Raw genomic sequence first — 14,488 nt, 5'->3', positions numbered from 1 at the left:
TATGTCCCTGTTAAACGATTCCCTTACCGCGCAGCTCGCCGAACTGCTGAAAAAGATGGTGTTTCCCGTGCAGATTACCGCACACACCGACTCTTCGCGGACATCGGGGCAGGTACGTGAACTGCTGACGGAGATAGCGGCACAAAGCGGCAAAATAACCGTTACCGAAGCCGGCGCGGACGGCGGACGGGTGCCGCGCTTCACAATAAGACGCGCGCAAACCGATGCCGAAGCCGGCGCGGAGCGCGGCGTGGGGGAAGCGGTATTTGCCGGTCTGCCTCTGGGGCACGAGTTCAGTTCCCTGGTTCTGGCAATTTTGCAGGTAAGCGGGCACGCACCCAAAATCACCGCCGAAACACGGAAGGCGATTGAGGCACTCGGAGAGCACGAGATCACCACATATATGTCCGTTTCCTGCCTGAACTGCCCCGAAGTGGTACAGGCACTGAACACCGTTGCGATTTTAAACCCGAAAGTCAGGCACACTGCCGTGGAAGGCAGCGCATTTCGTGAAGAGACGGAAAAACTCGGCGTGATGAGCGTGCCGGCGGTATTCGAAAACGGAACGCTCCTTATGTCGGGACGCGCGGAAACCGACGAAATAATCCGGATTCTTGCCGCCGGGGAAAACGGCGGGACGGCCGCGCCGAAAACCGGAATAAACGCCGAAAAGATGAATGCGCAGCCGCCCTACGACGTCCTCCTGATCGGCGGGGGACCGGCCGCCTCGGCAGCCGCGATTTACACTGCGCGCAAAGGCCTGCGCACCGCGATGGTAATGCAGCGGCGCGGCGGGCAGATAACGGAAACCGAAAGCATCGAAAATCACATCTCCCAAATCCGAACCACCGGTCCGCAGCTTGCCGCCGATCTCGGCGCGCATCTGGCACAGTACGACATCGACATTTTCGCTCCCGAAACCGCGCAGAGTCTGCAGCCGGCAGATTCTCCCTACGGTCTGCACACCGTCCGCACGGAAGGCGGGGGCACGCTGCGGGCACGCTGCGTAATTGTCGCCTGCGGCGCGACCTGGCGCACGCTGAAAGTTCCGGGAGAAAACGAATACCGCAATAAAGGCGTATCGTTCTGCCCGCACTGCGACGGGCCGCTGTTTAAAGACAAAGACGTGACCGTTGTCGGAGGCGGAAACTCCGGGGTCGAAGCCGCCATCGATCTTGCGGGTATCGCACGCCGGGTGACCGTGGTCGAATTTGCCGACTCGCTGAAAGCCGACCGAATTCTTCTTAATACGCTGCACAGTCTGCCAAACACCTCAGTTATCACAAATGCACAGGTGAACAGGATAGAGGGAAACGGAAAAAAGGTTACTTCGGTGCATTATCTGGACCGGGCCGACACTGATGCGCCCGCGCGGGAACACACCCTGGATACCGACGGCGTATTCATTCAGATCGGTCTGCTGCCAAACACGCAGTGGCTCAAAGACACACTGCGGCTGAACGGAGCAGGGGAAATCGTAACCGACAGAAGCGGGCATACTTCCGTTGCGGGAATTTTTGCCGCCGGCGACTGCAGCGACGAACCGTACAAGCAAATCGTAACCGCCTACGGCTCCGGGGCAAATGCCGCACTGAGCGCTTTCGACTATCTGATCCGCGACCCAAACCATGCATAAGCTCAGGGGCGCCCGCAGGGGAACCGCACGGAGAAGAGTATGAATATCAGGGATTTGGAATATCTGATCGCTTTTGCGCACGAGGGAAGTTTTACCAAAGCCGCAGCCAAAATGAACGTTTCCCAGCCCACGCTTTCCACGCAGATCAGGAAGCTGGAAGAGACACTGGGCACCGAGCTTATAGAACGCTCCTGCGGAAAACAGATTTTAACTCCCGCGGGGCGGGAAACGGTTTATTACGCAAAACGGATTCAGTCTGATGCGGCACGGATCAGACAGGTCGGAAAACGCTGCGCGGATCCGTGGTCGTCCACGCTTATTCTGGGCGTGTTTCCCACGCTGTGCCCGTACCTGCTTCCCAGAATAATGCCGGTTATCCGGCGTTACCGCCCCAATCTCACCGTGCGTTTCACGGAGGAAAAATCCGCCCGGTTGGAGGAACTGCTCGACAGCGGACAGGTGGACGCCGCGATTCTCAGTTCACCTCTGCCGTCGCCGGCAATAAAAACAAAACATCTTTTTGACGAAGATTTTCTTCTGGCAGCGAGCGCGGACTCCTCTTTTGCGCAAAGCGAGGCTGCGGTGGATCCTTCGGATCTGCTCTCCAAACGCGTGCTTCTTCTCGAAGACGGGCACTGCATGCGCAGGAATATGCTCGAAGTGTGCCGCAGATTCCGTGCCGTGCCGGCGCAGTTCCACGCCACTTCTTTGGAAACTCTGCGCTATATGGTTGTGGGCTCCCCGGACACCACGCTCCTGCCGCGCCTGTCCACACTTCCGCCCATTGCCCAGCCGGCAGGTTTGGTGCTGCGCGAATTCACCCCGCCCAAACCCTACCGGTCTCTCTTTCTGAACTGGCGGGCCGCCTCCCCGATTGATACGGTGATGACCGGTCTGGGACAGCTGATTGCCACCGCCTGCGCCGATTTACACAGGTAACTCGTCGGCACAGACGGCGGCACCTTAGGCTCAGTGTTCCCGCTTCAGCATTCCGGGTTCGAGTTCCGCGCCGGCGGGAGCGGAGGCCGGGGAAGCCGATTCCACCGATGTTCCTCTCCACCGCGCCAAAGAGCGCATAACGTGGTAGACGACAATCGCGCTGAATGATCCGAGCGCGATCCCCTCAAAGCTGACCCCGCCCACCGTGAGCGTGTAATTCGCGATTGCCACGATCATTGCCACCGCTGCCGTATTCAGATTAACCGGATCGGAGAAATCAACCCTGTTCTGCACCCAGATCCGCACTCCGAGCATTCCGATCATGCCGTACAGCACTGTTGCCGCGCCGCCGAGCACCCCCGGAGGGATAGTCGCGATCAGCTGCCCGAATTTCGGAAACATCGACAGCACCAGGGCGATTGCCGCGGCAACGATGTATGCCGCCGTGGAGTAAACGCGCGTCGCGGCCATCACGCCGATATTTTCGGCATAGGTGGTGGTTCCGGAGCCGCCGCCGCTGCCTGCAAATACGGTGGAGATACCGTCCGCAAAGAGTGCCCGGCCGGTGATATCGTCCAAATCCCTGCCCGTCATCGCCGAAACCGACTTTACGTGGCCCACGTTTTCGGCAATCAGCACCAGCACTACGGGGACAAACAGACCCAGCAGCGACAAATCAAATGCCGGGGCGCGGAAATGGGGCACACCTACCCAGCCTGCGGCGGAAATCGCGCCAAAATCGACTTCGCCGCGCACAACCGCCACCACGTAGCCGACAATAACTCCGATGAGGATCGAAAGACGCCCCACAATTCCCTTAAACAGTACCGTTACCAGTAAAATCGCCAGAATTGTGCCAACTGCGGTCACGGGAGCCTGTTTGACGTTGTTCCATGCCGCGGGCGCAAGATTAAAGCCGATCAGCGACACGATGGCACCCGTTACGACCGGGGGCATCAGTTTGTCTATCCAACGCGCTCCGGCAAAATGCACAACTACGCCGACCAGCGCGAGCGTAAGACCCACGGCGATGATTCCGCCCTGCGCAAGAGCGGCTTTGTGCTGGTCCAGAGGCGCGCCTCCGCCGGCCGTATAACCGGTGACCGCACCGATGGGCGCCAGTAAAGCAAAAGACGACCCCAAGTAACTTGGAAGCCGTCCTGCCGTAACCAGAATAAAAAGAATGGTTCCGAATCCGGTGAAAAACAGTGTTGTTGCCGGTTCGAAACCTGTGAGCAGCGGAACCAAAAACGTGGCCCCAAACATTGCCACCACGTGTTGGGCTCCGATCCCAACCGTAATCGGCCATTTCATCCGCTCGTTGGGAGACACCACCTCATTGGCCCCGATATGGGTTCCGTCTCCGTGAAGTTTCCATCCTATCTGTGCCATATCTCCTCCTGGTTGTTAATTCCCAGTAATCGTAATGTGCGGGAAAGGAAAATTTCCGGATTTGGGGATGTTATTGTATTCACCGCAAAAAAACATGATTTTTCGGGAAAATCAAAGTATTGTTTTATCCGGTTTTCTTTTTCGGGGAAAACGTTTTCCCGCGGGAGAAAAATGCGCACGGCAGCGCACGGAAAATCCGGGTCCGGATCCGAGGACATATTTTATTTTTTCTTTCTGAGCTGGGTTCCGGTTAATTTTTATTCCCTTTTGCCGTATAAAGTACGGCAAAATATTCTATTACCGCCGCGGCGGACGGGGAAAAATCAATGCCTAGCCCCTCACATTCTTTCCGAAACAGTATCTCATGATCTAAGATCCACTGTCTTAAATCAGGCTCCCCCTCGGCGGCGGCAATTTCCGGGGTAACTTGCGCAAACGAAACCGTGCGCACTTCCCGGGTCTGCAGCAGAGCGCGCGGCAGGCCTCCGCCGTCGCAGAGAATCGAGAGCTGCCCCGGACGCGGCAGACCGACATTTTCCGCCCGGTAAACCGGTTCATACCCCGACACCGCCGTTTTCGCACCCCGCAGCACCAGAGAGCAGAGACGGTCCGCCTCGCGCGCACAGTCCCCGAAAGAAAAAGCCGGCGGACGCAGCGAAACCAGGTCACTTTGCCCCATATACGCTTCCGCGGGATTGAAACGCGCGGCAAGCACCGCGTTGCGCCAAAAAGCATTCAGATTTTCCGCACTTGGCGGAACAGCCGCCTCCTGCGCACAGTTTTCGGACATACCCTGCCTTTCCTTCCCGCCAAACGCAAAACGCCTACTTCCTCATCAGGTCGGTCTGATACAGCGCGATCCCTGCGGCAACGGCGGCATTCAGCGACTCCGTACGCGAAGAAATCGGAATCGAAACCAGCACGTCACAGGTTTCGCGCACCAGACGGGACAGCCCGCTGCCTTCCGAACCGATCACCAATACCAGCGGCATTCCGGCCAACTGCAGATCCGCAAGCGCAGTATCTGCCTCTCCCGCCAGACCAACCGCAAAATATCCCTCTTTCTGCAGGGTCTGCAAAGCCCGCACCAAATTCGTCTCCCTGGCCACCGGGATACGCGCCAGCGCACCGGCCGAAACCTTCCATGCCGCGGCGGACACCGAAGCCGAACGCCGCACGGGAAGAAGAATTCCGTCCGCACCGAACGCCGCCGCGCTGCGGGCAACCGCGCCCAGATTGTGCGGATCGGTTACCCCGTCGAGAGCCACGATCAGTCCCGGACGGGATCCGCCGTGCGCCGCATCGATCAAATCCCCGATATCGGCATACCCGTATGGGGGAACTTCGAGCGCCACTCCCTGATGCGCCGCATTGCCGCTCATCAGATCCAATTCCGTACGGGTCACCTCCACGCACGGCACACCTTTTTCCATGGCGGCACGCAGCACGGCAGACACCCGTTCGTCGTTCGCCAACGCGGCAGCCGCAAATACACGCAGATACGGAATGCCGCAGGCAACCGCCTCCGAAACCGGATTCCTGCCTACAATGAGCTCATGCCCCGGGGCTATGCGTAAAACCCCGCGCAGTTTCGGCTCCGCCGCGCGCGCCCGGGCCTGTGCTTCCTTCTTCCGCCGATAGGCGGGATGATAGGTGCGGTCCTCGGCCTTCGGCGTCGGGCCTTTCCCTTCCAAAGCCGCGCGGCGCTGACCGCCGGAACCGACTTTGGCTCCTTTTCTGCCTTTGCGTACCGCGCCCGGACGTCCGAAATGACCTGCCACTGTCTCCTCTTTCCCGCTCTTTTCCGCGTGCGGCAAACGCACGCAAAAATCAGTCTGTCTGCCGCGGTAAATGCGCGAAAATCAGCCTTGCCCGGCGGGCGCCCGGCAAAACATTATTTTCGCAGCTTCCACACCGCACCTTCGGGAGAATCGGCAACTTCGATTCCCGCTTCCGCCAAAGTATCGCGCAGCCGGTCGGCCTGTGCCCAGTCTTTTTCGCCGCGCGCCCGGGCACGCTGCGCCAAAATTCCCTGCACGAGCGAATCAAGGGCAGCCATCGTCCGGCTGTCGGTGCTGCCTGTGCCGCTGCCGGCGTCACGCCACGGACGCGCCAGCGGATCCAGACCAAGCACGTCGAGCATTGCGCGCACAAGGAGCTGCTCCCTGCGCACGGCGGCAGTATCCTGCCGCGTGGCATTCAGCGCGGCATTGCCCGCCTTCACGTGTGCGTGAATCACCGCGAGCGCGGCAGACACGTTCAGATCCTCGTTCATCGCCTCCGTAAACTGCGCAGGCAGTTCGTCTGCCGGCAGCTGCGCCACTTCCTGCGCGGGCACTTCTCCCGCGGCCTGTGCGGCGCGCGCCACAAATCCCTGCAGACGCTCCCACACTGCGCCCGCCTCGGCCAGCGTGGTCTGCGAATATGCCACGGTCGAGCGGTAATGAACCGTGCCGAGCGCAAAACGGACCAGCACGGCGGGATTGTCCCGCAGTATATTCTCCACGGTCAGCGAATTGCCCAGCGACTTGCTCATTTTTTCGCCGTCGATGGTAACCCAGGCGTTGTGCATCCAGTAGCGCGCAAAACCGAAACCTGCCGCATGGGACTGCGCCTGCTCGTTTTCGTGGTGCGGGAAACGCAGATCGATTCCCCCGCCGTGAATATCGAACGTTTCCCCCAGATATTTGCCGCTCATTGTGGAACACTCCAGATGCCACCCGGGGCGTCCCCGTCCCCAGGGGGTATCCCATGAAGCCGTACGCGGTTCGCCCGGCTTGGAGGCTTTCCACAGCGCAAAATCATGGACGGAGCGCTTGTCCGGTTCTCCTTCGGTTTCGTTGGCACTCATATTCTCCGGCGTCTGACGCGTCAGGGAACCGTAATCGGGAAGCGAGGAAACGTCGAAATAAACATTGCCGGGATCTCCGGTATAGGCATGTCCCGCAGCGATAATCTTTTCAATCAGTTCGATCATTTCCGGAACATGGCCCGTTGCGCGCGGTTCGTATGTGGGACGGAGAACACCCAGGGCATCGTATGCCCGGGAAAATTCGTTTTCAAACCTGTATGCCCACGCCCACCACGGACGGTTCGCCTGCGCCGATTTGGCGAGGATTTTATCGTCGATATCGGTAACGTTGCGGACCATTGTAACATCGTAGCCGCACCGGCGCAGCCACCGCACCAGAACGTCAAAAGCAAGGGCAGAACGGATATGCCCGATATGCGGGGAGCCCTGCACCGTGGCCCCGCACAGATAAATTCCGACTTTACCCGGAACAAGAGGAACAAACTCGCGCAGTCCGCGCGCCGCAGAATCATATAAATGTAATGTCACGCCTCTAGCCTACCCCGTATAAACACCGCAATGCCAGCCAAAACTCCCGGATTGGGCGAACGGATACGGATTTGCCCGCAGCCGGCGGCCGTGCAAAACCGCCAAAAACAGAGACAATTGCAAAAAGTTGAAGTATGTTTGTATCCATGGGTGAAAATATCTCACAGCAGCCGGTAATTCCGGTTCCCGGCGATCATATTCCGGTTACCTCAGACCTTCAGCCCGAACGTACACACACATTCACCAAAGCCGTAGTCGCATGGGGCCTGTGGGATATGTCGGGCGCGGCGTTTAACGCCATCGTCACCACTTTTGTGTTTTCCGTATATCTGACCAACGCGAAACTGTTCGGCCCCGACGCCAATTCGCAGCTGGGATACGCGCTGTCCGTTGCGGGAATTTTGGTGGCGGTCATCGCCCCCGCGCTCGGGCAGAGCGTCGACCGTTCGGGAAAATCGGCACTTGTGCTGCGCATTACCACATTGCTGACCGTGGCGGTAATTACCGGTCTGTTTTTTGTTTCCCCGCAGGAAAACCGGCTTTGGCTCGGTCTGTTTCTGCTGGCTGTGGGGAATGTCCTGTTTGAAACCGGGTCGGTGATCTACAACGCGATGATTTCCGATATCTCCACGCCCTCAAACGTGGGAAGGATTTCCGGTTTCGGCTGGGGACTGGGATACATCGGCGGCATTATTCTGCTTCTGATCCTGTTTGTCGGCTTTATTCAGCCCGAAGTGGGCTGGTTCGGCGTTACGGCGGAAAACGGGCTGAACGTGCGCGCCGCAATGCTTGTCGCCGCGCTGTGGACGCTCGTCCTGGCTTCCCCGCTGCTGATAAGCGCCAAAAACAAACCCCGGCGCAACGATCTGGAAAAATTGGGCATTGTCGGTTCCTACCGCCGTCTTTTCGCCTCTATTCGCCATTTGTGGCAAAACGACCGCTCTGTGGTCTGGTTTTTGATTTCATCGGCCATCTACCGCGACGGACTCGCCGGGGTGTTTACCTTCGGTGCGATTTTGGCCTCTGCCGCCTTCGGTTTTGCCCCGGGGGAAGTAATTATTTTCGGGATCGTGGCAAACGTGGTGGCAGGCATCGCCACGATCAGCTTCGGATACCTCGACGACAGACTGGGCTCGCGGGCGGTGATCGTCATTTCCGTAACCGCCATGATTCTTTTCAGCCTGATCGTGTTTTTCGGCCATGACGGAATAATGGGAATGACGGCAAAACACGTTTACTGGATTTTCGGTCTGGGTCTGTGCATTTTCGTCGGCCCGACACAGTCCGCTTCGCGCACGTATCTGGCACGGATCGCGCCCAAAGGCGAAGAAGCGGAACTTTTCGGGCTGTATGCCACAACCGGACGGGCCGTATCTTTCCTCGCCCCGTTCATGTACGCGGCGGCAATCGGGATTGCGGCGAACGTCACCGCACTTCCACAGGACAAAGTGGCCTACACGGGAATTTTGGGAATTGCGGCAGTTCTCGTTTTGGGCCTGCTGGCTTTCCTGCCCGTGAAAACGCAGGCTTCGCACGCCAAATCCAAATAAAGCCGGCGGGCAGAGACGGCGCGGGCTTACCGCGCGTCCCCGCCGCGAAAAAGGAGAACCGAGGCGAGAGCGGCGATTCCTTTTTTCTCGCCGATAAAGCCAAGATGATCCGTGCTTGTGGCAGCCACGGAAACCGGTGCGCCCACAATATCCGTCATGATTTTTTCCGCCTCTTTTTTCCGCGGCGCAAACTTCGGCCGCTGGCAGATAATCTGCAAAGTCGCATTCACCGGCTGCCAGCCGGCAGAACGTATCAGGCGCAGCGCCTCGGAAAGCAGAGCCGAACCGGAAGCATTTGCCCACTGCGGACGGTCCGTGCCGAACACAGTCCCCAGCTCTCCCACACCCGAACCTATCAGCAGCGCATCTGCCAGGGCGTGGGCGGCGGCGTCCGCATCAGAATGACCCGCCAGACCACGCTCCCCGGGCCACCTTAAACAGGCCAGCATCAGAGGGCGGGAGGGGTCGTCGCCGAAAGCGTGCACGTCCACGGCTGTTGCCGTCCTGAAATCGGAAAAATTCATCCGCGTCCCTTCTCTCTGCCGGTTTTGCCTTCCAATCCCGGCAGAGACTGCGCCGCGGGAAAATTTTCCCGTCCGCGCAGAATTTCGCGGGCAAGAATAAAATCCGTGGGAACGGTTATTTTCAAAGCTTCCGCGTCTCCCGGAACCATCACAACCTGTCTGCCGATCCGCTCCACCAAAAAAGCGTCATCCGAAGCGGGAGTGTTTCCGCCCGAAAGCTGCGCAGCGGAACTGTGCGCAAGGCGCAGCACCTGCGTGCGAAATCCCTGCGGTGTCTGAACCGCACGCAGCGCGGAACGGGTGAGTGTCTGATCCACTTCTTCCGCTTCCCCGGGATCGTATGCGTCGTTTTCCCGCAAACCGGAAACACCGCGGCTCACGGCTATTTTCCGGCCCGCAACCTTGATTGTGTCCGTCACGGGAATCACGGGGATCACGGCATCGTAGCCCTTCTCCAAAGTGGCCATCACGCGGCGCACCACGGCAGGCGGCGTAAGTGCCCGCGCCGCATCATGCACCAGCACGAACTGCGAATCCGTCTTTGCAAGTCCCCGGCAGACCGATTCCTGCCTTGTATTTCCGCCTTCCGTCAGCTGCGCGGACAGATGTGCCGCATCCAGCACCGCACGAAAATTTTTCTCTTCACCGGCCGGAACCGTTACCGTCACCGATTCTATCCCGGCTGCGCAGAGCGTACGCACCGCATGCACAATAAGCGCCTGCCCGCCCAGCTCCACAAGCGCTTTCGGCCGGTCGAAACCCAAACGGGTACCGCTGCCTGCGCCCGCCACAATCGCCGCAAACTTCACTTTTCCTTCTACCGTACTATTCTTCGGCCGCAGCGGGACGCGCATCTTTTTCTTTCTCCCCGCCTACGCAGCCGGATTCGGAATCTTCGCCGTGCAGGCGCGGCACATACCCGTCTAAAATCCGCTCCACCAAAACGGTGGCTTCCCCGGCGGAAATTTCCCGGGCGAGAGCAACCTCCGCCGCCAAAACCGTCATCGCCTGAGAAAGCATTCTTTTTTCCCCCGCAGACAGACCCCGCACCGATTCTCTGCGCGAAAGATCCCGCACTACTTCCGCAACACGTTTTACGTCGCCGGAAGTGAGTTTTTCGCCGTTGGCCTTATAGCGGCGCGACCAGTTGGCCGGCTCCTCGATTTCTTTTTCGCGCAGCACGGCAAAAACTTCCGTAAGCCGGTCTTCGTCGGAAACATTGCGGATTCCCACTTCTTCGAGGGAATCTGCGGGAACCTGAATCGTCAGATCGCCCTGCACAATCCGCAGCGTAAGATACAGCCGTTTCTCCCCGCGGATAATGCGCTCCGAAATATCTTCGATCAGCGCTGCTCCGTGATGCGGGTACACCACTGTTTCCCCAACTTTGAACTCCATAACAGCTCAGCTCTCTCGTGTCTTTATCAGCTCTATTTTAACAAAAAATAAACATTAGGTCTGTAACCGGCCCCCAACCTGCTAATCCGCGCGGCGGCGCAGCGGATAAAAAACTCCCGTGTGCCGTATTCTTCCGTACGGCACACGGGAATATACAACGGATTAAACCGCGCAGATTCGCAATATGCGGATTACTTCCCCTGATTTGCCACTGCCTGAATTGCAGCCTTGGCCGCTTCGGGATCAAGATATCTGCCGCCTTTAACCACGGGTTGCAAAGTGGCTTCGTCCAATTCGTAATACAGCGGAATCCCGGTGGGGATATTCACTCCCGAAATTTCGGCGTCGGAAATATGGTCCAGGTGCTTCACGATTGCACGCAGGGAATTGCCGTGCGCCGCGATCATCACCGTCTTTCCGGTGCGCAGATCCGGCACAACCGCTTCTTCCCAATAGGGCAGCAGACGTGCCAGAACGTCCTTCAGGCACTCGGTGGCGGGAATCGGCTCGCCGGCATAACGCGGATCGCGGTCCTGGGAGAATTCAGATCCCGGTTCGATTGCCGGCGGCGGGCAGTCGTAGGAACGGCGCCACTGCATAAACTTTTCTTCGCCGTATTCGTCACGGATTTCTTTTTTGTTTTTGCCCTGCAGCGCGCCGTAATGGCGTTCGTTCAGCCGCCATGAGCGTTTTACCGGAATCCAGTGCCGGTCTGCGCCGTCCAGGGCAAGATTAGCGGTCGTAATCGCCCTGCGCAGCAGAGAGGTATGCAGAATATCGGGCAGCACCTGCGCATCTTTCAGCAGTTTGCCGGCGCGTACGCCCTCACTCCGTCCCTTTTCCGAAAGGGCAACGTCCACCCATCCGGTAAACAGATTCTTTGCGTTCCATTCGCTTTCACCGTGGCGCATCAGCACCAATTTGTAAGTCATATTTATTTTCCCTCTGCCTCGAATTAACCTGGGAATGCGCTTTCGGCGCACACCCTTTATTCTATCTCTTTTCTCCCCGGCACATCCGGCACCAATTACCCGGAAAAATTCCGCCGCCGGCAGTTATCCGCGCCGGCTCAAATCCAGGTTTTTCGCATAGCCGTCCAGTCTTCCCTTCGAGGTATACTGCCATAAATCATATTTGCCGCTGAACGAAGGCCTGCTTTTCCCGGTCCAGTGTGCCACCCAGTATGAGGGGGTGACCCCGTCAAGCCTGCCGCGGTCAAGTTTGTTCTTAAACCACAGGGCACCGGAATAGATACCCGGGGAATATCCCCCGCCCCGAACCGTTCTGATAAACTGTATCGCCTGATCGGTAAGATCTTTGCGGCTCAGCCCCTCCTGATGCGTCGGGTCTTCGACGTCGATGTACAGCGGAAGATCAAGATGTCTCCCGTTCAGATATTTCAGGGCGGCTCGGGCTTCGCGCACGCCGTCGTCGCCTTCGTGCGCCGCACTGTACCAATATGCACCTACATGCACCCCGCGCCGGGTCAGCTCCCAATAGTGCCGGTCAAACGTTTCGTCCATGTAAGGTTTGAGAGAGCCGGTTCCCGTATATCCTATGCGGATAATTGCACCGCTGATTTGGGAGGCGAGCAGATCGTAATCAATATCGGCGGGGTTTTGGTGATGGGAAATATCAATAACCGGTTTTGAAAGTGTGTCTTCGGTTCCCTCCCAGGCCCCGGAAGCATTGAAACGGTTGACTTTCCCCTCTATTTTCAGCCGGCCCACAGCCATCGCACCCCCGTTTTGGGGATCCAGATAATACCAGGTCCCTCCACGGTTCAGCCAACCGGTGACCATTACGCCGTCACTCTTCAGGTAATACCACCATCTCCCGACGAGTTTCCAGGTGTTTTTCGCCGGCACGCCCGATTCCACGTAATACCAATCGTCACCGGAGCGCACCCATTGCGTGGGCAAAGAGCCGTCGGGCTTCGTCCAATACCACTGTCCTTCCACGCTGACCCAGCCCGAGGACGGTTTCCCGTCGGGAGTATAGAAGTATTTGACGCCGTCCGTATATTTTTCGGCGATAACCACGGCACCCGAGCCCAGGGCATAATAATATTTGTCTGCGGAAGAGAACCAGCCTGTCAGCATCGCACCGGAGCCGGCGAAATAGTAATAACTGCCGTTTATATTCTGCATCCCGGCGGCCATCTTCCCGCCCTTTTGGGGATCGAGATAAAACCAGGTTCCCCCACGGTTCAGCCAACCGGTGACAAAAGCACCCGAATCCCCGGCAAAATACCAATCCTCACCCACAGACACCCAGGACGAAGAAAGCATCGCACCGGAATCCGAAGCCGCATAATACCTGCCGCCTACGGAAAAAAGACCCACAGCCATCTTCCCGCCCTTTTGGGGATCCAGATAATACCAGGTTCCCCCACGGTTCAGCCAACCGGTGACAGGGCTGCCGTTCACGCCGTAATACCAGCTGCCGTCGATATACTGCCAGCCGGAAACCATTTGTGCCGCCTCTGCTTCCCGGGCGGCGGGCAATGCGGAAGCCGGCGCGGCGCTGCCCGCAGCGCCGAAAATCAGTCCAAAACAAAACACCAGAACCGAAACAAAGCGGATCCGGCCGGCGCGCGGGAAAGAATACATACTGCTCCTAGTCTGTGTTTACGTCTCACGGCGCCACAATAGTAACACAAATGCCATATTTCACGCTCTTTTTCCCTGTCCGGAAACGAGCGGATAGCGCATCTGTTCCGTAAGGCGGACGTTTTGTTTTACGGTGCGGACTCTTTCCGCGCCGGCCGCGCGGCAGAAACAGACACGAAAACACCGGAAGAGGACACCGCGGCCCCCGGCAAAAATTTTGCCCGAAATTTGGTTACATATATTTATTTTCCCTCCCGATATGTAGAATGAAAAAAATGCCGTTTTTCATTGCATACGGGGAGACGATGAGCGCGATCCACACACAGAATTTACCCAACAGGCCGTCCGAACAGACAGAAAATGCGAAGCAATGCGGGCGCGCGCACATAACACGTTCACAGACAACAATGGACGCCATCAAATCCTATATCATTTCAAACGGTCTGAAACCCGGCGATCCCCTGCCCACCGAAGCGAAACTCTGCGGGCATATCGGAGTCTCGCGCTCTTCCGTGCGTGAGGCACTGCGCAGACTCGAAGCACTGGATATTGTGTCCGCCCGGCAGGGAAGCGGCTCTTTCGTGGGCAATATGTCTCTCCGCCCTCTTGTCGACACCCTCATCCTCCGCACTTCACTTGACGCCGGCCGCGGCATCGGCTCGCTGCGGGACGTGATTGCCGTCCGTAAAATTATCGACCTCGGCCTGGGAGACGAACTGACTTCCCGCATGAAAGGCACCTACGACGGCGAAATGCATTTTCTCGTAGCCAAAATGCGGGAGAAAGCCGAACGGGCAGAAAGTTTCTTCACCGAAGACCTCGCCTTCCACAAAGCCCTGTACGCCCACCTGGACAACAATCTGATCCGGCAGCTCCTCTCGGCAATGTGGCTGATTCACCGCACACTTATCCCCCGGCTGGGGCAGGAAGAAACCGCGGAATCAATGAAAGCCGCCGCAAAGGCGCACAAAATGATTCTCCAAGCCGCGGAAGAGGGGAATCCGGAAGAATATCGGCGGGCAATAACCCTGCACTATACCCCTTTGGAAAAACTCGTCACGACGCACCGCACACACGCGGAAAAATAATCCGCGAAG

The 14,488-nt window shown here is 58.0% G+C and carries 13 protein-coding genes; 4 read left to right on the top strand and 9 right to left on the bottom strand.

Translation table 11 applies throughout. The annotated features are described in order from the left end of the window. The first annotated feature begins 1 nt into the window (after position 1). Positions 2 to 1,636 (top strand): alkyl hydroperoxide reductase subunit F, encoded by a 1,635-nt coding sequence (ahpF, locus tag HMPREF1631_RS05595; protein WP_034233221.1) that lies wholly within the window; start codon positions 2 to 4, stop codon positions 1,634 to 1,636. Between the two features lie 39 nt (positions 1,637 to 1,675). After that, a complete protein-coding gene (locus HMPREF1631_RS05590) occupies positions 1,676 to 2,575 on the top strand; it encodes a LysR substrate-binding domain-containing protein (protein ID WP_034233219.1) in 900 nt (299 codons plus the stop codon). Positions 2,576 to 2,605: 30 nt separating this feature from the next. Here HMPREF1631_RS05590 and HMPREF1631_RS05585 read toward each other — a convergent pair whose 3' ends face one another. The 4 genes from HMPREF1631_RS05585 to cysS form a co-directional block, all read right to left on the bottom strand. Beyond that, positions 2,606 to 3,967 carry a uracil-xanthine permease family protein gene (locus HMPREF1631_RS05585; RefSeq protein WP_034233217.1) on the bottom strand — a complete coding sequence of 454 codons (1,362 nt, stop codon included), beginning with the start codon at positions 3,965 to 3,967 and terminating at the stop codon, positions 2,606 to 2,608. Positions 3,968 to 4,217: 250 nt separating this feature from the next. After that, positions 4,218 to 4,757, bottom strand: a complete 540-nt coding sequence (locus tag HMPREF1631_RS05575) for an ASCH domain-containing protein (protein ID WP_052047157.1) — start codon at positions 4,755 to 4,757, stop codon at positions 4,218 to 4,220. 34 nt (positions 4,758 to 4,791) lie between these two features. After that, positions 4,792 to 5,748: a 23S rRNA (guanosine(2251)-2'-O)-methyltransferase RlmB gene (rlmB, locus tag HMPREF1631_RS05570; protein ID WP_034233462.1), complete on the bottom strand. Its 957-nt coding sequence runs from the start codon at positions 5,746 to 5,748 to the stop codon at positions 4,792 to 4,794. A 113-nt stretch (positions 5,749 to 5,861) separates the two neighbouring features. Continuing rightward, entirely contained in the window at positions 5,862 to 7,307 is a 1,446-nt protein-coding gene (gene cysS / locus HMPREF1631_RS05565; RefSeq protein ID WP_034233213.1) for a cysteine--tRNA ligase, read from the bottom strand. A 146-nt stretch (positions 7,308 to 7,453) separates the two neighbouring features. Between cysS and HMPREF1631_RS05560 the strand changes: the two genes are divergently transcribed. Next, positions 7,454 to 8,857 carry an MFS transporter gene (locus tag HMPREF1631_RS05560; RefSeq protein ID WP_084707521.1) on the top strand — a complete coding sequence of 468 codons (1,404 nt, stop codon included), beginning with the start codon at positions 7,454 to 7,456 and terminating at the stop codon, positions 8,855 to 8,857. Between the two features lie 26 nt (positions 8,858 to 8,883). Here HMPREF1631_RS05560 and ispF read toward each other — a convergent pair whose 3' ends face one another. From ispF to HMPREF1631_RS06860, 5 genes are all read right to left on the bottom strand, one after another. Continuing rightward, positions 8,884 to 9,381 (bottom strand): 2-C-methyl-D-erythritol 2,4-cyclodiphosphate synthase, encoded by a 498-nt coding sequence (gene ispF / locus HMPREF1631_RS05555; RefSeq protein WP_034233211.1) that lies wholly within the window; start codon positions 9,379 to 9,381, stop codon positions 8,884 to 8,886. Then, positions 9,378 to 10,190: a 2-C-methyl-D-erythritol 4-phosphate cytidylyltransferase gene (gene ispD, locus HMPREF1631_RS05550; protein ID WP_232215447.1), complete on the bottom strand. Its 813-nt coding sequence runs from the start codon at positions 10,188 to 10,190 to the stop codon at positions 9,378 to 9,380. Before ispD ends, ispF begins: the two co-directional genes overlap by 4 nt. 16 nt (positions 10,191 to 10,206) lie before the next feature. After that, positions 10,207 to 10,779, bottom strand: a complete 573-nt coding sequence (locus HMPREF1631_RS05545; RefSeq protein ID WP_034233209.1) for a CarD family transcriptional regulator — start codon at positions 10,777 to 10,779, stop codon at positions 10,207 to 10,209. Between the two features lie 191 nt (positions 10,780 to 10,970). Beyond that, entirely contained in the window at positions 10,971 to 11,711 is a 741-nt protein-coding gene (locus tag HMPREF1631_RS05540; RefSeq protein ID WP_034233207.1) for a phosphoglyceromutase, read from the bottom strand. Positions 11,712 to 11,834: 123 nt separating this feature from the next. Further along, positions 11,835 to 13,391 carry a GH25 family lysozyme gene (locus HMPREF1631_RS06860; protein WP_052047155.1) on the bottom strand — a complete coding sequence of 519 codons (1,557 nt, stop codon included), beginning with the start codon at positions 13,389 to 13,391 and terminating at the stop codon, positions 11,835 to 11,837. A 275-nt stretch (positions 13,392 to 13,666) separates the two neighbouring features. On the opposite strand from HMPREF1631_RS06860, the gene HMPREF1631_RS05530 reads away from it, so the two are divergent. Beyond that, on the top strand, positions 13,667 to 14,479 hold the full coding sequence (locus HMPREF1631_RS05530) for a FadR/GntR family transcriptional regulator (RefSeq protein WP_232215446.1): 813 nt from the start codon (positions 13,667 to 13,669) through the stop codon (positions 14,477 to 14,479). Positions 14,480 to 14,488: the final 9 nt, after the last annotated feature.

This window comes from Arcanobacterium sp. S3PF19, assembly GCF_000758825.1.
GTDB lineage: Bacteria > Actinomycetota > Actinomycetes > Actinomycetales > Actinomycetaceae > Arcanobacterium_A.
Note: the sequence above shows the minus strand (reverse complement) of the source record. Positions and strands in the feature narration are given on the sequence as shown.